General features: G+C 72.7%; 20 protein-coding genes. 9 read left to right on the top strand and 11 right to left on the bottom strand.

The genetic code is table 11. The features are described from left to right. The first annotated feature begins 59 nt into the window (after positions 1–59). Together ACFHWY_RS12240 and ACFHWY_RS12235 are read left to right on the top strand one after the other, a co-directional pair. On the top strand, positions 60–1208 hold the full coding sequence (locus ACFHWY_RS12240; RefSeq protein ID WP_416580277.1) for a GNAT family N-acetyltransferase: 1149 nt from the start codon (positions 60–62) through the stop codon (positions 1206–1208). Further along, the gene (locus ACFHWY_RS12235; RefSeq protein WP_416580276.1) at positions 1205–2317 is read left to right on the top strand and encodes a GNAT family N-acetyltransferase; all 1113 of its coding nucleotides are present in this window, start codon (positions 1205–1207) and stop codon (positions 2315–2317) included. The genes ACFHWY_RS12240 and ACFHWY_RS12235 overlap by 4 nt, the downstream gene beginning before the upstream one ends. A 96-nt stretch (positions 2318–2413) precedes the next feature. Here the strand turns inward: ACFHWY_RS12235 and hpf are convergent, their stop codons facing one another. The 5 genes from hpf to mtrA form a co-directional block, all read right to left on the bottom strand. Beyond that, positions 2414–3043, bottom strand: a complete 630-nt coding sequence (gene hpf / locus ACFHWY_RS12230) for a ribosome hibernation-promoting factor, HPF/YfiA family (RefSeq protein WP_416580275.1) — start codon at positions 3041–3043, stop codon at positions 2414–2416. A gap of 247 nt (positions 3044–3290) precedes the next feature. After that, positions 3291–3989, bottom strand: coding sequence for a ComF family protein (locus tag ACFHWY_RS12225; protein WP_416580274.1), 699 nt, complete (start codon positions 3987–3989; stop codon positions 3291–3293). A 6-nt stretch (positions 3990–3995) separates the two neighbouring features. Beyond that, a complete protein-coding gene (locus ACFHWY_RS12220) occupies positions 3996–5792 on the bottom strand; it encodes an LpqB family beta-propeller domain-containing protein (RefSeq protein WP_416580273.1) in 1797 nt (598 codons plus the stop codon). Next, on the bottom strand, positions 5789–7540 hold the full coding sequence (mtrB, locus tag ACFHWY_RS12215; RefSeq protein ID WP_416580272.1) for an MtrAB system histidine kinase MtrB: 1752 nt from the start codon (positions 7538–7540) through the stop codon (positions 5789–5791). The genes ACFHWY_RS12220 and mtrB overlap by 4 nt, the downstream gene beginning before the upstream one ends. Positions 7541–7552: 12 nt before the next feature. Further along, positions 7553–8242: an MtrAB system response regulator MtrA gene (gene mtrA, locus ACFHWY_RS12210; protein ID WP_416580271.1), complete on the bottom strand. Its 690-nt coding sequence runs from the start codon at positions 8240–8242 to the stop codon at positions 7553–7555. Positions 8243–8451: 209 nt separating this feature from the next. Between mtrA and ACFHWY_RS12205 the strand changes: the two genes are divergently transcribed. Genes ACFHWY_RS12205 through ACFHWY_RS12185 form a run of 5 tightly spaced genes read left to right on the top strand, consistent with a single transcriptional unit; the run spans position 8452 to position 13586 of the window. Continuing rightward, positions 8452–9297, top strand: a complete 846-nt coding sequence (locus ACFHWY_RS12205) for a hypothetical protein (RefSeq protein ID WP_416580270.1) — start codon at positions 8452–8454, stop codon at positions 9295–9297. Continuing rightward, positions 9294–9875: a DUF4129 domain-containing protein gene (locus tag ACFHWY_RS12200; RefSeq protein WP_416580269.1), complete on the top strand. Its 582-nt coding sequence runs from the start codon at positions 9294–9296 to the stop codon at positions 9873–9875. Before ACFHWY_RS12205 ends, ACFHWY_RS12200 begins: the two co-directional genes overlap by 4 nt. After that, entirely contained in the window at positions 9872–11296 is a 1425-nt protein-coding gene (locus ACFHWY_RS12195) for a DUF4350 domain-containing protein (protein ID WP_416580268.1), read from the top strand. The genes ACFHWY_RS12200 and ACFHWY_RS12195 overlap by 4 nt, the downstream gene beginning before the upstream one ends. Before the next feature lie 11 nt (positions 11297–11307). Further along, positions 11308–12279: an AAA family ATPase gene (locus tag ACFHWY_RS12190; protein WP_416580336.1), complete on the top strand. Its 972-nt coding sequence runs from the start codon at positions 11308–11310 to the stop codon at positions 12277–12279. Further along, a complete protein-coding gene (locus tag ACFHWY_RS12185; protein WP_416580267.1) occupies positions 12276–13586 on the top strand; it encodes a DUF58 domain-containing protein in 1311 nt (436 codons plus the stop codon). The genes ACFHWY_RS12190 and ACFHWY_RS12185 overlap by 4 nt, the downstream gene beginning before the upstream one ends. Here ACFHWY_RS12185 and ACFHWY_RS12180 read toward each other — a convergent pair. Beyond that, positions 13516–14556: a stage II sporulation protein M gene (locus ACFHWY_RS12180; RefSeq protein ID WP_416580266.1), complete on the bottom strand. Its 1041-nt coding sequence runs from the start codon at positions 14554–14556 to the stop codon at positions 13516–13518. The genes ACFHWY_RS12185 and ACFHWY_RS12180 overlap by 71 nt on opposite strands. A 41-nt stretch (positions 14557–14597) precedes the next feature. On the opposite strand from ACFHWY_RS12180, the gene ACFHWY_RS12175 reads away from it, so the two are divergent. Both ACFHWY_RS12175 and ACFHWY_RS12170 read left to right on the top strand, forming a co-directional pair. Next, positions 14598–15578, top strand: coding sequence for an RDD family protein (locus ACFHWY_RS12175; RefSeq protein ID WP_416580265.1), 981 nt, complete (start codon positions 14598–14600; stop codon positions 15576–15578). Continuing rightward, positions 15575–15733, top strand: coding sequence for a hypothetical protein (locus ACFHWY_RS12170; RefSeq protein ID WP_416580264.1), 159 nt, complete (start codon positions 15575–15577; stop codon positions 15731–15733). Before ACFHWY_RS12175 ends, ACFHWY_RS12170 begins: the two co-directional genes overlap by 4 nt. Before the next feature lie 148 nt (positions 15734–15881). On the opposite strand, the gene ahcY is transcribed toward ACFHWY_RS12170, so the two are convergent. From ahcY to ACFHWY_RS12145, 5 genes are all read right to left on the bottom strand, one after another. After that, on the bottom strand, positions 15882–17381 hold the full coding sequence (gene ahcY / locus ACFHWY_RS12165) for an adenosylhomocysteinase (RefSeq protein ID WP_416580263.1): 1500 nt from the start codon (positions 17379–17381) through the stop codon (positions 15882–15884). Between the two features lie 315 nt (positions 17382–17696). Further along, on the bottom strand, positions 17697–18857 hold the full coding sequence (gene manA, locus ACFHWY_RS12160) for a mannose-6-phosphate isomerase, class I (protein WP_416580262.1): 1161 nt from the start codon (positions 18855–18857) through the stop codon (positions 17697–17699). Positions 18858–18860: 3 nt separating this feature from the next. Next, positions 18861–19073 carry a hypothetical protein gene (locus tag ACFHWY_RS12155; protein WP_416580261.1) on the bottom strand — a complete coding sequence of 71 codons (213 nt, stop codon included), beginning with the start codon at positions 19071–19073 and terminating at the stop codon, positions 18861–18863. 13 nt (positions 19074–19086) lie between these two features. After that, on the bottom strand, positions 19087–20283 hold the full coding sequence (locus ACFHWY_RS12150; protein WP_416580260.1) for an SIS domain-containing protein: 1197 nt from the start codon (positions 20281–20283) through the stop codon (positions 19087–19089). Beyond that, positions 20280–20462: a Trm112 family protein gene (locus ACFHWY_RS12145; RefSeq protein WP_416580259.1), complete on the bottom strand. Its 183-nt coding sequence runs from the start codon at positions 20460–20462 to the stop codon at positions 20280–20282. The genes ACFHWY_RS12150 and ACFHWY_RS12145 overlap by 4 nt, the downstream gene beginning before the upstream one ends. Between the last annotated feature and the right edge of the window lie 46 nt (positions 20463–20508).

The following is a 20508-nucleotide window of genomic DNA, read 5'->3' as shown; positions in this document are numbered from 1 at the left end:
CTACCCGCGTCCCGGTTATCGGTTACGCCGTCGGCGAACGATCCGGCACGATGGTGCCGATGGAGCCCGTGGAGATCACCGAAGACGGCCTGCTGCTACGGCCATGGCGGGCCGCCGACGCCGACACCGTCCACCGCGCCTGCCAGGATCCGGACATCCAGCGCTGGACCAGAGTTCCCCGCCCGTACCGGCCCGAACACGCCCAGAAGTTCGTGGCCGACGGGGCGCGCCAGTGGGAACTCGGCACCGGCGCGCCGTTCGCGGTCTGCGACGCCGCCAGCGGCGAGCTGCTCGGCGCCTGCGGGCTGAACACGATCAACCGCCAGCACGAACTCAGTGAGATCGGCTACTGGACCGCGCCGTGGGCGCGCCGGCGGGGCGTCGCCGTGGGCGCCGTCCGGGCCACCGCCCGGTGGGCCTTCGACGAACTGAAGGTACGGCGGCTGCTCTGGACGGCCCTGGTGGGCAACCACGCCTCCCGGCTCGTCGCCCTCCGGGCCGGTTTCCACGTCGAGGGGCGACTGCGGGCCGCCGACCCGGAGCAGGACGGCTGTCACGAATGGGTCGGTTCGCTGCTGCCCGGCGACGTGCCGGCCCCCGCCGGGGTGAGCCCCGCCGGCCCCGGCACGCTGGCGGCCCGCCGGGCGGGCGTCTTCGGCCGGGAACAGCCCACCCTGTTCGCCACCGCCGGCAGGCACGAGCTGATCCTGCGCCCGATGGAGGTTCGCGACCTCGACCAGCTTGTCGCCACCTGCCGCGACCCGGAGACGCTGCGCTGGACGACAGTCCCGGAGAGCTACCAGCGCACGGACGCCGAACACTTCCTCACGTTGGTGCAGGGCACCTGGGCCGCCGGCACAAGCGCCAGCTTCGTCGTCGCCGACCCCGCCGACCGGTACGCCGGCTCGATCGACCTGCGGCTGTCGGCCACCGACCCGCTCCTGGCCGACGTCGGCTTCATGACCGCGCCGCACGCCCGAGGCCGGGGCTACCAACCGGCCGCGCTGGCCGCGGTCTGCGCCTGGGGCTTCACCACGCTCGGGCTGGCCCGCGTCGAATGGCGGGCCAACGTCGGCAACGTCGCCTCCCGCCGGGTCGCCGAGAAGGCCGGCTTCACCCTCGAAGGCACCGCCCGCAGGGCACTGCACCACCGCGGCACCCGGGTGGACGCCTGGCTGGGCGCCCTGCTCGCGGAGGACCTGACGTGACACCGCAGCCGGTCGAGGCGCCCGGGATCAGGCTGCGCGCGTTCCACCTGGACGACGTCGCCGACATCACCGCCGGCTGTGCCGACCCGCTCGTCCAGCGGTTCCTCGACGGCCTGCCCGACCCGTACACCGAGGCCGAGGCCCGGCGGTGGGTAACCGAGAGCGCCCCCGCCGCCTTTGCCAGCGGAGGGGCCGCGTACGCCGTCACCGACCCGGCCACCGACCGGCTGCTCGGCACCGTGGGACTGAGCCACCCGGTGCCGCAGCGCGGCCAGGCCGAGATCGGCTACTGGGTCGCGCCGTGGGCGCGCGGCCGGGGCGTGGCCACCACCGCCACCCGGGCCCTGGCAGAGCACGCCTTCGCCACCGGCACCGCCCGATTGGAGCTGCTCACCCACGTCGAGAACGCCGCCAGCCAGCGGGTCGCGTTGGCCGCCGGGTTCCGGTCGGAGGGGGTACGCCGCGGGGCCACGCCGGTACGGGACGGCCGCCGGCGCGACCTGACGCTGTGGGTACGCCTCGCCGACGATCCGCCCGGGCCGGTCGAGCGACCGTTGCCGGACCTACCCGACGGCCGACTCACCGACGGCGTCGTCCTCCTGCGTCGACTGGGTCCGCTGGACGCCGACCAGATGTACCGCCTGCACACCGATCCGGCGGTGGTGCGGACCCGGGTACCCCCGACGCCGGCCGGCTGCGACGAGATCGACCGGCGCTGTCGTGGCGCGGAGAGTCAGTGGCTGGTCGGCGGCGCCGCAGCGATGGCCGTCCTCGACGTGGCGTCCGGCGATTTCGCGGGCAACTGCATGCTGCTGTACGACCAGCCCGCGTCCGGACAGGCGATGGTCGGGTACAGCCTGCTGCCCCGGTGGCGCGGGCACGGCTACGCGACCCGGGCGGTTCGGCTGCTGGCCCGGTGGGGGTTCGACCAGGTCGGCCTGGCCCGCCTCTGGGCCGGCACCCTGCCGGAGAACGTGGCTTCCCAGCGGGTGCTGGAGAAGGCCGGGTTCCGACGGGAGGGGCTGCTGCGGGGGCGGCTACCCGGCACGGCCGGCGGGAGGGTCGACTCGACGGTCTTCGGGCTGCTGCCGACGGACCTTGCGGACTGACTCGGCGCGGGCGTCCGCCGGCGGGCTGGCGCGGCGCGCAGGGCAGGCGTGACGGCTCGGGCCGGGAGGACCCCGACCCGAGACGCCGGCACCGGATCAGATGTCCAGCGAGATGATGCCGTAGTCGTAGGCGTGCCGTCGGTACACGACGCTCGGCCGGCCGGACTCCTTGTCGTGGAACAGGTAGAAGTCGTGGCCGACGAGTTCCATCTGGAACAGGGCGTCGTCGATCGTCATCGGCTCGGCGGAGTGCACCTTCTCCCGCGCGATGTGCCACGGCTGGTTGTCCGCGTACTCCTCGTCGGGCCGCTCGGCCACGGCGGTGGCGGTGCCGTTCGGCGCGGGTGCGGTCAGCGCGGGCAGGTCGGTCACCGGCAGCCCGGCGGTCGCGGCCGAAACCGACAGCGGCGCGTGCCGGCCACGGTGGACCCGGCGCCGGTCGGCGGCGCGGCGCAACCGGGCGTCGAGCTTGGCGATCGCCGCGTCCAGCGCGCTGTAGAAGTCGTTCGTGCAGGCCTCCGCCCGGATGACCGGGCCACGCGAGACGCAGGTTATCTCCACCCGCTGGCAGTGATCGGCCTGGCGCGGATTGCGCTCGTGAAACAGTTCGACATCGACACGGATAAGTTTGTGGTCGTAGCGTTCGATCTTGGCGAGCTTGTCTGCTACGTGCACCCGGTAATGGTCCGGCACTTCGACGTTACGGCCCTTGACCACGATGTCCACGTGACCTCCCTCGTACGGACGGTCCTCGATCCGAAAACTCCGGTCGTGCCCGGGATGGCCCCGCTCGGCGTCGACCGGTCGATACGGCTACGCCTCCCTTCACCGCCGGGGACTGGCTGGGGTGACCTTCCTACCCCCGACAACCAAACGCTAACTCCTGTTCGCCCGGCCGTCACCCCCGGTCGCCAAGACCACCGGGGAATTTCCACACCACATACACGAAGGGGTTAAATGGAAACACAACCAGTCACCGATGATGTCTCTTCTCGGTCGCCGCCAGCACCGCCGCCACCGAAGGCGGCAACCCACGCGCGGTCAGCACCTGACTGACCGCCGCCAGGGTCGACCCGGTGGTGACGATGTCGTCCAGCAGCACCACGGTCGATCCCCGGGGTGCCGCGACGACACCCGGCCGGGCCCGGAACGCGCTCGCGGCCACCGCGGCCCGACCGGCGCTGTCCAGCGTCACCGAGTCCGGCCGCGGCAGGGCCCGCACCGGCCGGTGTACCCGCACCGGCCAGCCCGCCGTTCGCAGCCGTCGCGCGCAGTGCCGGGCCAGCCGGCCGAGATGGTCGCCGTAGCGGGCCCGCGCCGCCTCCGGGGTGTCCGGTACCGGCACCAGCAGCACCGGACGCACCGGACCGACCGCCGCCGCGACCACCTCGGCGAGCAGGGCACCGAGCGGCCCGGCGACGGCGTGCCGACCATGTTCCTTGTACGCCAGCAGCACCTCCCGCAACGGACCGCCGTACGTTCCGAGGGCGTGGCAGGGTGGCAGTCCCGGCGGGGCGGGAACGGGCCGCACCGGCCGGGGGCGCAACGCCCGCAGCGCGGTCACGCAGTCAGGGCAGACCCCGTGCCGTAGTCCCGACCGGCGGGCCCGGCAGCCGGCACACTCGGCGGGCAGCACCAGGTCGGCCAGGTCCGCCCAGATCCCGCCCAGCACGGCGACTCAGTAGAGGAAGATCGGCGCGGTGGGGTCGCCCGGGCGTACTCCCGCCGGCGGCAAAGTCACGTCCTGAACCTGCTCCCGGTTGATTCGCTCGAATGGGTTGAGGCGGTAGGCGACACCGTTGGCCTCGTACATGAACGAGCCGGCCAGCGGGGACAACTGGGTCGTGGGATACGCGGCCAGGTGATTGACCTGGGAGCCGGTGTCCTCCCGCAGCGGGGTCTCCAGGGCGCCGTCGACGCTCACGTCGTAGATCGCCGGACGGCCGGCCGCACCAGCCACCAGCAGCCGGTTCTCCGCCCACCACTCCACGGCCGTGACGTTGGTCAGGGAGGTGACCAGTCGCCGGGCCGGGCCGACCGCGGGAACCCCGGCCTCCCAGTTGATCGCGGCGACGTACAGCGCGCCGTCGACGACGAGCGCGACCCGCTGCCCGTCCAGGGCAGCCGCCACCGCACCGACCCGGCCGGGCAGGCCGAGAGGCACCTGCCGCATGGAGGCTAGGTCGTCGAAGCGGTACAGGCTACCGTCGGCGACCACCAACCCGGCCGGACGGCCACCGTCGATACCGATCCAGGCCGGCCGCCCGATGGCGGTGTGTGTGGTGGAACCGCGCAGCAGGTGCTCCACCATCGAGCGGCCACGGCCGATGGCCAGTCGCTGCCGCTCGTCCTCGCCGGTCACCACCAGGGCGGCCAGGGTTTCCTCACCGGCGCGGCGTAGCCCCGCGGTGACGATGTCGCGGTTGACCTCGGAAGCCACCGGCACCAGGCCGGCCGGCTCGTTGGCCACGGTCAGCGCGTGGATGGCCCCGTCGTAGACGCAGTACCGCCGGGCGTTCGGGTCGATCTCGTACAGCTGGTTCAACCTCCGCCGTTCGCCGAGGTCGACCACCTTGCGGGACTGGTTGAGGATCTTGATTTCGAGAGTGCCGTCCAGCTCCGGCAACGACCACGCCAGCTGGGTGGCGAGTTGCTCCAGCCGCTGTTCATCGACGCCGGGCATATCCAGGTTGACCTCCCAGCGCCCGTCCGAGCCGGTGGCATTGTTGATCATCTCGGTCCGGTCGGGCAGGCCGGACACCCCGACCCGCAACCACTCCGAGGGGCCGGCGGTCAACCACCGGACCACCTCGCTGACCCGACGCTCCGCCGGCACCACCGAGGAGAGATACCGCTGGTCCGGTACCAGCCGGGTGCGGTCCGAGGCCCAAAAGTAGATCGACTTCGACTGGTAGTAGCGGCGCAGGGCATCGTCGCTGAGCAGCAGCACGTTCGGCGGGTCGCTGACGAAGAAGCCGGCGTCCTCGTCACCCAGCGGACCGGCGCTGACCAGTCGAAACTCGTAGGTCGACTCGGTCGCGACCGGGGGCACCAGCACGCCGCTGGCCCGGAGCAGGCCAACCTGCTGCACGGCGATGGTCACCTTCATGCTGTCGACGTCCGGTTCGATCACCGGATCGTCGGTGAGCCGCACCACGGACAGCGCCACCTCGCTGCCCTGCTTCTCCTGCAACCCGGCCCGGTCCGAGGTCGTGATGAACCGCTTCACCCGCTCGTACGCCCGATCCGGCTCGCCCGCCGCCGCGGAGAGGAAATTCCGCACGAACGCCTCGGCGTCGCTGCCGGCGGCCTCCCGGGGCGGCGGTTCGGTGCCCCGGCCCAGCGAGAGGTTCGTCTCCGCAGCCGGTCCACGCTGCTCGATCTGCACCTCGCTGCGGTCGGGAATGCCGCAGCCGGCGGCGACGGCGACCGCCATCGTCCCGCCGAGCACACCCATCAGCAGCCGCCGCCTCACGAACCCACCTCCACGCGCGGCGGTGTCGCCGCCGGACCGACCGCGAGCGTGCCGTTCGGGCCGGGGCAGATGGCCAGCGGGCCGCCAGCCGGGGGAACGCCGAACGGCAGCGTCACGTCCGCCGGCACCAGCCGCAACGGCGAGGTGGTCAGCCGGTCACCGGCCCGCGCCGGCAGGGTCAGCCGGAACTGCGCGCCCTGACCCGGCGCGCCCCACGCCTCCAGCCAGCCGCCGTGCAGCCGCGCGTCCTCCACGCTGATCGACAGCCCCAAACCCGTCCCGCCAGTCTGCCGGGCCCGGGACGGATCGGCCCGCCAGAACCGGTTGAACACCAACTTCTCCTCGCCCGGCTTGAGCCCGACGCCGTGGTCGCGCACGGTCAGCGCGACGGCCGTCTCGTCCATCCCGAGCGTGATCCGCACCGGCCGGCCCTCGCCGTGCTCGACGGCGTTGCCAACAAGGTTGCGCAGCACCCGCTCGACCCGCCGAGGGTCGATCTCGGCGATCACCGGGGTGGCGGGGACGTCCAGCTCGATGTCCACCCCGACCCGCTCGGCCAGCCCGGACAGCCGGTCCACCACCCGATGGACTACCGGCACCAAATCGGTCGGCTCGGCGTCGAGCACCGCGAACCCCGCGTCGAACCGGCTGATCTCCAGCAGGTCGGTCAGCAACTCCTCGAACCGGTCCAGCTCGGCCTGGAGCAGTTCGGCGCTGCGGGCCACCGCCGGGTCGAACTCGGCACGCTCCGCGAAGATCAGATCGGCGGCCATCCGTACCGTCGTCAGCGGCGTGCGCAGCTCGTGCGAGACGTCCGAGGTGAACCTGCGTTGTAGCCGCGACATCTCCTCCAGCCGCAGGATCTGCCGTTGCAGGTTGGTGGCCATCTGGTTGAACGACGCGGCGAGCAGGGCAAGGTCGTCCTCGCCGTTGACGGCCATCCGCTGGTCCAGCAGACCGGCCGAGAGCCGCTGCGCGGTGCGGGCGGCCACCCGCACCGGGATCACCACCAGCCTGGTCACCAGCGCGGCGAGCAGGCCGAGCAGCAGCACCAGGGCGACCCCGGTGGCCACCACGGTGGCCCGCGCCTGGGCCGCCGTCGTGTCCTGCAGGGTCAGCGGCACGAAGTAGTAGAGCTCCACCTGACCGAACCGGGTCGGCACCGGTGACCCGTAGACCAGGTACTTGCGCTCGGACTCGCCGGTGAGCCGGCCGGTGCGGATCTGGTTGGCCACGTTGCCGCCGGCCACCGCGGCGCGCAGCTCGGGGCTGATCAGCGGTCGGACGTTCGCCGCCGGCGAGGTACGCGGCTCGATGACTCCGGGCCAGCTCTCCGCAGTGAGCGCCACGACCACCCCGCTGTTCTGCTGCGGGTCACCGCCGGCCAGGTAGTTGACCGTGCCGTCGATGGTCTCCTGGAGTTGGGCCTCCTGCGGCTGGCCGTAGAGGCTGAACTGCTTGGCCGCGTACTCCGCCCCGTTGAGCAGCCGGAGCTGGACGTCGGTCTTGGCGTTCTCCAGCAGGATATTCGTGATCTTGTCCGCGATCAGGTACGCGAAGCCGCCGACCAGCAGGCTGGACGTCACCAACGTGATGGTCACCACCCGGGCCTGCAGCGAGCGACGCCAGGTCTGGTGCAGGCCGGCCAGCAACCGGGCCGCCCGATCACCAACCGCATGCCACAGCTCCCGCGCGGCACCACGGCGGCGGGACGTCGACTCGAGATCCTTCAGCGGGGAGGTGGTCACAGTCCGACCAGGCTATCCGGTACCCGCCTTGTATCCCACGCCGCGAACGGTCAGGATGATTTCCGGTCGCTCCGGATCTGGTTCGATCTTGGCACGTAGCCGCTGCACATGGACGTTCACCAGCCGGGTGTCCGCCGCGTGCCGGTACCCCCAGACCTGCTCCAGCAGCACCTCCCGGGTGAAGACCTGACGCGGCTTGCGGGCCAGCGCGACCAGCAGGTCGAACTCCAGCGGCGTCAACTTCACCTCCTCGTCGTTGCGGCTGACGGTGTGCGCCGGGACGTCGATGGAGATCTGGTTTTCGGGCGGGCCGATGGTGAGCATCTCCGGCGCGGCGTCCTCGCCCCGCCGCAGCCGCGCCCTCATCCGGGCCACCAGTTCCTTGGGCTTGAACGGCTTCACCACGTAGTCGTCGGCCCCCGACTCCAGACCGAGCACGACGTCCACCGTGTCGTTTTTCGCGGTCAGCATGACGATCGGCACCCCGGACTCGCCCCGGATCGCCCGCGCCACGTCGATACCGCTCATTCCGGGCAGCATGAGGTCGAGCAGGACGATATCGGGACGATTCTCCCGGAACGCGGCCAGTGCCCGTTCTCCGTCCGCGACAAAGGAGGGCATGAAACCTTCACTACGCAGCACGATGCCGAGCATCTCGGCGAGCGCAGGGTCGTCGTCGACCACCAGTACCCGAGCTCTCATGGGGTTAATGTTTCCATCCCGTCAGTTCGGTGGGATCGGCGTCACCCGGCACGCTACTGCCGCCAGGCGGGCGCTGCCCAGCACCGGCCGGTTCCGCCCCCACATGAGCCGCCCCCGGAGCGGGACTGCACCCGGGAGGATCGCGCGTGTCAACATGATCCCCGGGTGCGCCGCAGCGCGCCACCACCCGCCGCTTCCCAGGAGTACGCGTGCCCGAGACCGGCCCGACCGTCGTGCTCCCCGGCCGCCCGCTCACCATCGGCGAAACGCTCGACTCCGCCGTCCTGCTGCTGCGCGGCCAGGCAGCTCTCCTGATCCCACTCGCCGCCGCCCTGGCTGCCGGCGAACAACTCCTGCTGCTGCCGCTGCGCGACGTCGCGGGTGCCACCCCGCCGCTGTGGTGGGCGCCCAGCCTGAGCGCCTTCGCCCCGTTCTGGGTCTTGCTGTCCGTTGGTGCCGCGACCGAGGCAATGATCATCCTGCTGCTCGGCAACCCGGCCGCCCGCGCCGCCGGCAACGCGTTGCTCGGCCAGCGGACAACCGCCCGAGAGCTGCTGCGTGCCCCCGATGGCCGCTGGGGCTCCACCGTCGGGCTCTGCGCGCTGGTCGGTGCCGTCATGCTGTTCCTCTCCCTGATCGGCCCCACCTGGCTCGTCGGCTTCGCCCTGCTCGGCGCGGTGGCCCCGGCACTGGTGATCGACCGCGTCGCACCGAGCCGCGCCATCCGCCGCTCCGCCACCCTCGCGCTGCGGGTCGACGGCCGCGGCGCCGCCCTGCGGGTGCTGGGTTACCTCGTCTGGTGGATCCTGCGGGTCGGGCTCGGCTGGGGTCTCCTCACCGCGCTGAGCACACTCGGCCTGGTCTCCGACCGCTGGGCGGCAGGCGCCGCCATGCTGGTCTGGGCGATGGTGAACGCGGGTGCCTACGCCGCGCTCGCCTGCCTGGACGCCGTGGTGCATCTGGAGACCCGGATCCGCAGCGAAGGGCTGGACATCCACCTTTCCCGGGCCGCCACCCCGCGTACCCCGGCAGACCTGCTGGCGGTCGGCGGATGAGCCTCAGCCGCTGGTGGACCGAGAGCACGGCGGCGCTCGGCGACCACCTGCCGCTGCCGCTGGCCCTGCTGCTGGTGGTGCTGGCGACGGCGCTGGCCGCCGCCGGCTGGTACACCTTCCCCGCCTGGCTGCCCCGGCGACGCCGCACCCGACCGGCCCGCCCGAAGCCCGGCGTCGCCGCGCCGGGACCGACCACGCCCACTCCCACACCGGACCAAGCACCCGCCGCCACCCGCACAGTGGCCGACCGGCTGGCCGCCGAGGGCCGACACGACGAGGCGGTCCGCGAACGCCTGCGTGTGATGCTCCACGACCTGGCCGACCGCCACCTGGTGCGGATTCGGCCAGGCATGACCGTCACCGAGGTCGTCGCCGTGGCCGCCGCCCACCGGCCGCCGGCCGGCCCGCCCCTGGCCGCCGCCGCCACCATCTTCTCCGAGGTGTGGTACGCGCAGCGCCCGGCGACGGCGGAGCACGACCACCGGATGCGCGAGCATGCCGACCGGCTGCGGCAGGTACTCGCCGACGGGCCTGCCGACGCCGACCCACCCGACGCGGGCGGGGCGGTGGCACGATGACGGCCCAACCGGCAAGGCGTCGTCACCGGGTCCTGATTCCGGTGCTGCTGGGCGCACTGCTGATCGCCGTCACACTGGTCAGCCGCGAGGTCGACCAACCGGACCAGGCCGACCGGGGTTTCCTATCCCCGGTGGTGACCGGTGACGACGGCGGCAGCCGGCTCGCCGAGAGCCTGGCCCGGCGCGGGATCGTGGTGCAGCGGGAGACCGACACTATCCAGGCGCTGCTGGCCACCCGGCCCGGGGCGGCCACCCTCTTCGTGCCGGCACCCGGGCTGCTACACCCACGGACCGTCAGCTACCTGGGCCTGTTGCCCGCCGGCACCCGACTGGTGCTGGTGGATCCGCCCCGGCGGGTGCTGGACGCCGCCGGGCTGTCGCTTCGGCCAGCCGGGCGGCGGTGGGCGACCAGGGCGCTCACCCCGCACGTCGGCGACCGGCCCTGTCCCCTGGCCGACGTCGCCCCCGCAGCCACGGCCGCGGTCGCCCGGCAGCGGTACGCCCCGACCGGTCCGCCGGGGAGCGTCGACCTCTGCTTCGCCGGCGGCCTGGCCCGCCTCCCCGGCCCCGCCGAGAGCATCGTGGTGGGAGCCAGCGATCCGTTCCGCAACGACCGGATCGGCGAGTGGGACAACCACGCCTTCGCCACCGGGCTGCTCGCCACCGCCGGCCGGGTGGTCTGGCTCGACCTCGACGGCCCCGCGCCGCCCCCACCCGAGCCCAGCCGCGCCCCGACCTCGCAACTGCCGGAGTCCTCTGGCGACGGCTTCGGCGAGCCCGACGACCAGGAGGAACTGGGCGGCGGCGAGCGTGAGCAGCCCACGCCCGACAGCCGGCCGGGCGGCGACGCGTCCGGTCCCGGCGGGCCGGACCGGGACGGCAGCGCCAACCCGCTCTGGTCTGCCTTCCCGCCCTGGTTCTGGGCACTGCTGCTGCAACTCGCCCTGGCCGTGCTACTGATCGCCGCCGGGTGTGCCCGGCGTCTCGGCCCGCCCACGCCGGAGCCGTTGCCAGTGACCGTGCCCGGCGCCGAGACGGTGCTCGGCCGGGCCCGGCTCTACCGGCGGGCGCGAGCCCGGAACAGCGCGGCGCAGACCCTGCGCGAGGCCGCCCGGTCCCGGCTCACGGGTCGGCTGCACCTGCCGGCCGACGCGCCACCGGACGACGTCGCCGCCGCGGTGGCCTCCGCCACCGGCGACCGCACCGACACCATTCGACAACTGCTCTACGGCGACGTGCCGGAAACCGACCGCGACCTGCTGGCGCTGGCCGGAGACCTGAACCGCACGGGCCGTGACACCACGCCGTCGTCCGCCACGCAACCGCCATCGCCCGCGCCACCGCAGCCCGCCGGCACCGCGACCGATCCGGCGTACCAGGCCCGGCTGCCGAAGCCGCGATCCGAAGGAGACACCCGGTGACCCGACCCGCCATGACCCTCGACCCGACCGCCGCCGATCCCGCCCGGGCCGCGCTGCACCGCCTGCGTTCCGAGGTCGCCAAGGCCGTCGTGGGGCAGGACGCCGTGGTCACCGGGCTGATCGTCGCCCTGGTCTGCCGTGGCCACGTGCTGCTGGAGGGCGTGCCGGGGGTGGCCAAGACCCTGCTGGTGCGAACGGTGGCCGCCGCACTCGACCTGACCGCACGGCGGGTGCAGTTCACCCCCGACCTGATGCCCGGTGACGTCACCGGCTCCATGGTCTTCGACGCGCGGACCGCGGCGTTCACCTTCCGCGCGGGGCCCGTCTTCACCAACCTGCTGCTCGCCGACGAGATCAACCGAACCCCGCCGAAGACGCAGTCCGCCCTGTTGGAGGTCATGGAGGAGCGGCAGGTCACCGTCGAGGGTGAGCAGCGGCTGCTGCCCGACCCGTTCATCGTCGCCGCCACCCAGAACCCGGTTGAGTACGAGGGCACGTATCCGCTGCCGGAAGCCCAGCTTGACCGGTTCCTGCTCAAGCTCACCGTGCCACTGCCGGCCCGCGAGGAGGAGTTGGGCGTGCTCCGCGCCCACCACGCCGGCTTCGACCCTCGGGACCTGACCGCCGCCGGGGTACGACCGGTGGCCGACGCGGCCGACCTGGCTGCCGCGCGGTCCGCGGTGGGCCGGGTGCACGTGGCCGAGTCCCTGCTGGGCTACGTCGTGGACCTGTGTCGGGCCACCCGTGCCACCCCGACCCTGGAACTGGGTGCCTCGCCCCGCGGGGCGACAGCCCTGCTCGGCACCGCGAAGGCGTGGGCCTGGCTGACCGGCCGCGACCACGTGGTGCCGGACGACGTCAAGGCGATGGCCCGGCCCACCCTGCGTCACCGGCTGCGGCTACGCCCCGAGGCCGAGCTGGAGGGCGTCGGGGTGGACGCGGTACTGGACACGGTGCTGGCCACCGTGCCGACCCCGCGATGACCTGGCGGGCGGCGGCGCTACTCGCGGCGGGCGCGCTGACCCTGCCCGCATGGCCGTCGCCACTGGCCGGAGTGGCAGTGATGACCGTCGCGGTCCTGCTGCTGCTCGCCGTGGATCTCGCGCTCGCCGCACCGCTGCGGGCGCTCACCGCGCAGCGCACCGGCGATCCCAGCGTCCGGCTCGGCGGCACCGCCACGGTCACCCTGCACCTGGGTAACGCCTCCGGTCGGCCGCTGCGGGCCCAGGTCCGCGACGCCTGGGTGCCGTCGGCCGGGGCCCAACCGGACGTACCGACGACCCGGCTGGTCCATGTCGCCGCCGGTGAGGTGATCACGCTGACCAGCCGCCTCACCCCCACCCGCCGTGGCGACCGGCCCACGGCGGAGCTGACCGTCCGCTCGTTCGGGCCCCTCGGGCTGGCCTTCCGGCAGCGTGCCGGCCGACCGAGAACCCCGCCGTGGACGCTGCGGGTGCTGCCCCGCTTCGACTCCCGCCGGCACCTGCCCGAGAAGCTGGCCCGGCTGCGGCTCATCGCCGGTACGCAGGTCGGCCACGGCCGTGGCCCGGGTACCGAATTCGACACGCTGCGTGAGTACGTGTCGGGTGACGACGTGCGCTCCGTCGACTGGCGGGCCAGCGCCCGCATCGCCGAGGTGCTGGTGCGGACCTGGCGGCCGGAACGGGACCGGCGCCTGGTCTGCGTGGTGGACACCGGTCGCACCTCGGCGGTGCGACTCGGGGACGAACCCCGGCTGGACGCGTCGATCGACGCGGCTCTGCTGCTCACCGCGCTGGCGGCACGGGCCGGCGACCGGGTGGACGTGCTCGCCGCCGACGTCGTACCACGTGCCTCGGTCGGCGGGGCCGAGCGGCCGGCGCAGTGGAGTCGGCTGGCGCACGCGTTGGCCCCACTGCAACCCGCGCTGGTCGAGACGGACTTTCGCCTGATCGCGGGCGAGCTGTTACGCCGGCACCGGCCACGAAGCCTGGTGGTGCTCCTCACCGCCTTGGAGCCCGGTGCGCTCGGCGAGGGTCTGCTGCCCGTGCTGCCTCGGCTGGCCGCCCGGCACCGGGTGGTGGTGGCCGCGGCCCAGGACCCGGTGCTGACGGCGCTCACCACCGAGCCGCCACGCCGCGCCGCGGACGCCTACGCCGCAGCGGCCGCCTGGCGTACGCTCGCCGAACGCGACCACCTTACGGCCGCCCTGGCCAGGCACGACGTCACCGTCGTCGACGTCACCGCCGCGCGCCTGGCCCCCGCCCTGGCCGACACCTACCTCCACCTGAAATCAACCGCTCAACTCTGACCATCCCCCACCCCACTCCCCAGTTCGATCGGTGGGCAGGGGTACGGGGGCCGAGGACCATGACGTAGGCGAGGAAGGCGAGCCAGGCGGCGGCACCTGCGGCGATCCTCACCGGCGCCGGCACCGGAGCCGGGGTCACGAACGCCTCGATCGCCGCCGACACGGCGAACAGCACCACCAGCCCGAGGGCCACCAGGACGGCTTCCCGCCCCGCACGGGCCACTGCCTGCCCTCGGGTGAGCTGCTCCGGTGGCGCGATCCACGCCCACCCGACCCGCAGACCCACCCCCGCGGCCACGAACACTCCGGTCAACTCCAGCAGCCCGTGGGGAGTGATCAGGCCGAAGAAGACATCCGCCCGACCGTAGGAGACCATCACCCCGCCGACCACACCGATGTTCACCACGTTCTGCCACAGCAGGTAGGCGACCGGCACGATCAGCACTCCCGCCGCCAGGCACTTGGCGGCCAGCCACGCGTTGTGCGTCCACAGGTGGAAGGCGAACGTCGGGGCGGAGAACTCCGTGTAGTAGCCGGCGAAGCCCGACTCCACCAACTCGGCCGCGTCCTCCTCGCCGATGAAGGCCGCCGCCGTCTCCGGGTTGTCCGACACGAACGCGATCAGGGCGAAGGTGAGCAGGGTGAAGGCGGTCGCCACCGCACACCACCACGGTGCCGCCCGCCAGACCGCACCGGGAAAATCCACCAGCAGGAACCGCCGCACCGTGGCCCAGGACGGCCGAGGTCGCCCGGTGAGCCGGGCCCGCGCCCGGAGGACCACCTGGGACAGCTCGCTGACCAGGGCCGGGTCGGGTGAGCGGCTGCGCAGCACCGACAGTTGGGTGGTGGCCCGCTGGTAGAGCGCGACCAATTCGTCGACCTCGGCGGTGTCGAGCCGCCGTTGGCGACAGAGCTGGTCCAGGCGACGCCACTGGCCGCCATACTCCGCGACGTACGCGTCGAGATCCACCGACCACCTCCGACCGGGCGATCATAGTGTTCACTGTCGGGGTGAGCACAGCGCCGCGACCGTGGGCCGCCCCGTCCTGGGGCGACGCCGGTCTGGTCAGCGGTGAAGCCGTGCAGTTGGACGTGCGGGCCGCCCGAATCGGCTCCCGGGTGCTCGCGCTGCTGCTCGACGTGCTGGTCCAACTGGCATTCGGCCTGCTGCTCGCCGCGCTGGCCGGCCTGACACTGGCCGTGCTGCCGTACGGAGTGATCGACGCGGCGCTGGAGCGGGCACTGCTCACCGTCGGGCTCGTCCTGCTGCTGGTCGGCTACCCGGTGCTCTTCGAACGACTCAATCAGGGCCGCACCCTGGGCAAGGCCGCGGTCGGGCTGCGGGTGGTGAGCGTCGACGGTGCGCCGGTCGGGTTCCGGCAGTCGGTGAGCCGGGCGCTGGTCGGGGTCGCCGTGGAGTGGCCGGGCCTGGTACTGCCACTGCTGTCCTGGGTCGCCGGGGTGACCGTGATGCTCAGCGACCCGCGTGGCCGACGGCTGGGCGACCTGGTGGCGGGCACCATGGTGGTGCACACCCGGATCGCGGCCAGGTGGCGACCGGTTCCGGACGTCGTGCCGGCGCTGGTCGGCTGGGCGTACACACTCGACCTGAGCCGCTTGGACGCACCGCTGGCACTCGCCACCCGGCAGTACCTGGCCCGGGCCCACCGGTTCAGCGAACCGGCGCGAGGTGAGTTGGCCCGGCGGCTGTGGCACCAGGTGGCGGCGGTGACCGCCCCACCGCCACCTCCCGGGCTACCGGAGCCGGTCTACCTGGCCGCCGTCCTCAGCGAGAGGCACCGGCGGGCCCGTGATCTCCTGGCCGGCGATCGCGCACTCGCCGCCGTGCTGTGGCCACAGCTCGCTTGCCCGCCGGTAGCGGGTCGACCGGACGAGCCGGTGACCGATCCGCTGGCGCGGGGCGGGGCGGGGCGGGAACGACCACCGACGCCGGTGGGCGGCGTCGAACGGACACCGGGGAGGCCGGTTTGAGGGGTTTCGGGCCATGGTTGGCCGTGCTCGCGTTGGTGCTGCTGCTCAGCGCGCTGCGGCTGCGTACCCTGGCGGCGCTGGTGTCGGTGGCCTGGCTGGTGTGGTGCGCATGGACCTGGGTCCGCCCCAGCCGACGCCGCGACCAACCGCGCTGACGGACCAGCCCTCGTACCGGGTGCGTGACGCACTGCCACTCCCGAGCGTGCTGTCACGTCGGCGTAACATGCCCGGTGACATCACGCTCGGGAGTGGCAGTGCTTCCCGAGGCGGGACTGGACAACCGTCCCCAGCCGGCCAGTTCGGTCAGTAGCGGTAGTGGTCCGGCTTGAACGGGCCTCCGGTGGAGACGCCGAGGTAGGCGGCCTGCTCCTTGGTCAGCGTGGTCAGCCTGGCGCCGAGCGCGCCCAGGTGCAGCCGGGCGACCTTCTCGTCCAGGTGCTTCGGCAGCACGTAGACGCCGACCGGGTAGTCGGCGGTCTTGGTGAACAGCTCGATCTGGGCGATCGTCTGGTTGGCGAACGAGTTCGACATCACGAAGCTCGGGTGGCCGGTGGCGTTGCCCAGGTTCAGCAGGCGGCCCTCGGAGAGCAGGATGATGGCGTGGCCGTCGTCGAAGCGCCAGACGTCGACCTGCGGCTTGATGTTCTCCCGCGTGACGTCCGAGCGCTTCGCCAGGCCGGCCATGTCGATCTCATTGTCGAAGTGACCGATGTTGCCGACGATGGCCTGGTGCTTCATCCGGGCCATGTGCTCGTTGGTGATCACGTCGAAGCAACCGGTGGCGGTGATGAAGATGTCGGCCTGCTCGACCACATCCTCCAGGGTGGCCACCTGGTAGCCGTCCATCGCCGCCTGGAGTGCGCAGATCGGGTCGACCTCGGTCACCACGACCCGGGCGCCCTGACCGCGCAGCGACTCGGCGCAGCCCTTACCCACGTCGCCGTAGCCGAGCACGACGGCCATCTTGCCGCCGATCAGCACGTCCGTGGCGCGGTTGATGCCGTCGATCAACGAGTGACGGCAGCCGTACTTGTTGTCGAACTTGCTCTTGGTCACCGAGTCGTTGACGTTGATGGCCGGGAAGAGCAGGGTGCCGGCGCGGTGCATCTCGTAGAGACGGTGTACGCCGGTGGTGGTCTCCTCGGTGACGCCCTGGATGTCGGCGGCGATCCGCGTCCAGCGCTGGTTGTCCTCGCTGAGCGAACGGTGTAGCAGGCCGAGGACGACCGCGTACTCTTCGGAGTCGGCGGACTCGACCGGCGGGACGGCACCGGCCTTCTCGAACTCGGCGCCCCGGTGGACGAGCAGGGTCGCGTCACCGCCGTCGTCCAGGATCATGTTCGGGCCGGCACCGTCGGGCCAGTCGAGCACCTGCTCCGTGCACCACCAGTACTCCTGGAGGGTTTCGCCCTTCCAGGCGTAGACCGGAATACCTGCGGGCGCTTCGGGGGTACCGTCGGGGCCGACGACGATCGCGGCGGCGGCGTGGTCCTGGGTGGAGAAGATGTTGCAGGAGGCCCAGCGGACCTGCGCGCCGAGCGCGGCCAGGGTCTCGATCAGGACGGCGGTCTGGATCGTCATGTGCAGCGAGCCGGTGATCCGCGCACCCGCGAGGGGTTGCGTCTCGGCGAACTCGCGACGAATCGCCATCAGACCGGGCATCTCGTGCTCGGCGAGGCGGATTTCCTTGCGCCCGAACTCGGCGAGCGACAGATCCGCCACCTTGTAGTCGCCCTCGGCGAGAGTGCGTGGCCGTGCCTCGGACGGCGTGCCGCTGGCGGACGCCGGGAGGGTGCTGGTCATGAAAGCTCCTGTCGGACGATGTTGCTGCGCAACCTCCCACCTTACGCGCGCACGCACGGTATGGCTGGCACGATTGCGGACAGCACACGGGGCGGCCGACCGTGGACGCGTACCGTCCATGGCCGTCCGCCCCGTGCATCCCCCCGGTTTGGTTCCCCCGCGCGCTCCCGGACCTTCGTCGCGTTAACGCTGCGCATCCATAGCGTCACACTAAGCAAGAAATGAGTCAAGCCATTTCGGGAAAGTCGGACTTGTCGGCCCGAGCGGTCCGGTCGACTCCCCCTCGCCAAGGCACTCGGATCAAACCGGTCGGGCTCAGATCTCGCCGGTCGAGGCAACGTACGCCGCACCGGCGCCGGCGAAGGTGAGCGAATCGACACCCGCCGGCCCCACCGCGGCCCGTCCCGAGCGCAGCGCCACCGGCGCCACCCCGTCGGACACCGTCACCTCGCCGGAGGTGCAGAGCACCACCCGGGGACCCGGCACCCTCAGCGTCACCTCGGGCCGGCGGTCGGTCACCGTCACCCGATGCAACGCGAAGTCGTTGACGGGTACCGGCCAGGTGACCACCCCGTCGGCGACCGTCCGGGGCGCGACCACCGGCTCGTCGAGCACCTCGAAGCGGAGCACGTCGAGCAGTTCGCCCACGTCCACATGCTTCGGGGTCAACCCGCCACGCAGCACGTTGTCGCTGGCGGCCATAACCTCGACCCCGGTACCGCGCAGATAGGCGTGCAGGTTTCCGGCCGGCATCCAGATCGCCTCCCCCGGAACCAACGTCACCCGGTTGAGCAGCAACGCCACCAGCACGCCGGGATCATCGGGGTACGCCTCGGCGAGCCGGGCGACCAACTCCGCGTCCGGGCCGGTGACCGCGGCCCCGGCCGCCGCCACCAGCCCCGCGCGGCGCGCCGCCGGCCATTCCAACAACAGGCGTACGGCGTCGGCGAGCCCCGCCGGCCCGGTGGCCAACGCGTGGAGCACCGGCCGCAACTCCGGGATGCCCAAACCGGCGAGCACCGGCGCCGAGATGTCCGGAGACCGGAATCCACACAGCGCCTCCATCGGCCCGAGCGCCACCAGCAGCTCCGGCTTGTGGAACGGGTCGGCGTAGTTGCGGTGCCCAGCGGCCCGGCCGTACTCGGCGGCGTAGCCGGCCCGGGCCTGCTCGGCGTCCGGATGGGCCTGCAAGCTCAACGGGGCATCCGCGGCGAGCACCTTGAGCAGGAACGGCAGCCGGGCCCCGAAGCGGTCGACCACCGGCTGACCGAGCCAGGCAACGGGGTCGTCCGCCAACACCTCGGTCAGCGCGACCGGCACGCCGCTCCGCTCCACGGCGGCCGGCGCGCCGGGATGAGCCCCGAGCCAGAGCTCGGCCTCGGGGCCGGCACTTGGCGTCGGCCGCCCCTGAAGTTCGGCGATCGCCGAGCGGGATCCCCAGGCGTAGTCCTTGGTCGGGCCGTACAGCGGTTCCACCGATCAGCTCCCAGGCTGCCCAGACACCGACGGCGGCTCGGTCCTGGCGTGGTAGATGTCCGGTTTCAGGTTGATCTCCGGTCCCAGGTGGACGGCCCGGGCCACCGACACCGCGGCCCGCAGCCGCACCTTGACCTCGTCGGCTCCCCGGGCCACCTTCTCGGCGCTGGCGAGCAACGCAGCGATGGTCGCCTTCGTGCGGCCCTGGACACTCACGCCGCCGCACCGCTCACTGGTTGGACAGCTCCTTCATCTCCGTGATCGCCGGCACCGCCATCGGGTCCAGGCCGTGCGCCAGCGCCAGGTAGATCGACGCGAAGTCCGGCACCGCCACCAGGGAGGCGAGCCGTTCCAACGCCGAACCGCCCTCAGCGGTGACCACGTCGCACCGCACGCCCCGCCGTTCGGCGAGGGTCTGCACCGCCTCCGCGCGCCGCTCCTCGACGGCGAGGGGCTCGTCGGCGTCGTCCTCGGCGTTCAGGCCGCCGTCGCGTAGCAGCACCAACCGCAGTCGGGTGCCCTCCGCGACCGGCTCCTCCGTGTCGGCGAAGATGTCGCGCTCACCCTCCGCCAGGCCGCCGAAGACGCCATCGAGCAGACCGACCCGGCCCCGGCCCGCCTCACCGAGCGCTCCGGTGACCACCGGATACCGGGCGTTCGCCGAGAGGGTGTCGCCGAACCGGCGGGCGGCCACCGACGCCAGCGGCGACGAACCCCACACGATCGGCACCGAACCGGCCAGGCCGAGCGCGAGGGACTTCGCCGGGTTGACGAAGGACTCGGCGGTCGGCCGGCAGCGATCCGCGTCGGCGTCCAGCCGGGCCGCCGTCTCCGCCAGATCCGCCTCGTTGACCTTCACCAGCCCGAGTGCGCGGGCCGCCAGCAGCACGGGCACGGTCAGCCCCCAGAGGCTGGCCCGGGCGGGGGCCCGTCGGGGCACCGGGATGAACGGGGCCCGCGCCCGCTCGGCCACCGACTGCAACTGCGAGTCCGGTGGGCCGACCGCTACCAGCCGCGCACCACGACGGTGAGCGGCCTCCGCGGCACCCAACGCCTCGGGGCTGCGACCGGAGGCACTGATGGCGATCACCATGTCGGCGGCACCGACCCAGCCGGGTACCCCCGCGCTGCGGTGCGCGATGACCGGCACCGGGCACCGCGGCCCGGCGACCGTTGCCAGCACGTCACCGGTACGCCCGGCCGTGCCGATGCCGGCGATCACGACCGCCCGGGGACGCCCGTCGTCGGCGAGCACGGACAGGTTGGCCTCGGCGGCCAGCGCTGCCGACTCACGCACCTGCGCCCCCGCCGAGGCGGTGTGCCGCAACATGCCGCCCGGATCACGCTCGACCAACGCCTGCGGGTCGTCGAGCAGCCGCTCGTCGGCGTGCCGGTGGCCGCTGACGCCGGCCGTCCCGTCGATCACGACTGCTCCGCGGGGTCACGGGCCTCGTCGAGCAGCAGCACCGGTACGTCGTCGCGGACCTCGAAGATCCGGCCGCACTCGGTGCAGGTCAACGTCTGCACCTGGGCGTCGTAGTCAAGTGGGGCATGATGCGTGTCCGGGCAGGCGAGGATTTCCAGCAACTGCGGGTCCAGGGCCACTGCGCGGCTCCTTCCACGTATGCGGCTTCACCGATCGGCGGTGCCG

Origin of the sequence: Micromonospora sp. LOL_024 (assembly GCF_048060415.1) — a bacterium.
Lineage (GTDB): Bacteria > Actinomycetota > Actinomycetes > Mycobacteriales > Micromonosporaceae > Micromonospora.
This window is presented reverse-complemented; position numbering and strand designations above follow the sequence as displayed.

What these genes read in the sequence shown, in the direction of transcription:
- ACFHWY_RS12240 (WP_416580277.1), top strand. Translation starts at nt 60, where the DNA reads ATGGAGCCCGTGGAGATCACCGAAGACGGCCTGCTGCTACGGCCATGG.
- mtrA (WP_416580271.1), bottom strand. Translation starts at nt 8,242, where the DNA reads ATGAGAGCTCGGGTACTGGTGGTCGACGACGACCCTGCGCTCGCCGAG.
- ACFHWY_RS12200 (WP_416580269.1), top strand. Translation starts at nt 9,294, where the DNA reads ATGAGCCTCAGCCGCTGGTGGACCGAGAGCACGGCGGCGCTCGGCGAC.
- ACFHWY_RS12195 (WP_416580268.1), top strand. Translation starts at nt 9,872, where the DNA reads ATGACGGCCCAACCGGCAAGGCGTCGTCACCGGGTCCTGATTCCGGTG.
- ACFHWY_RS12190 (WP_416580336.1), top strand. Translation starts at nt 11,308, where the DNA reads ATGACCCTCGACCCGACCGCCGCCGATCCCGCCCGGGCCGCGCTGCAC.
- ACFHWY_RS12185 (WP_416580267.1), top strand. Translation starts at nt 12,276, where the DNA reads ATGACCTGGCGGGCGGCGGCGCTACTCGCGGCGGGCGCGCTGACCCTG.
- ahcY (WP_416580263.1), bottom strand. Translation starts at nt 17,381, where the DNA reads ATGACCAGCACCCTCCCGGCGTCCGCCAGCGGCACGCCGTCCGAGGCA.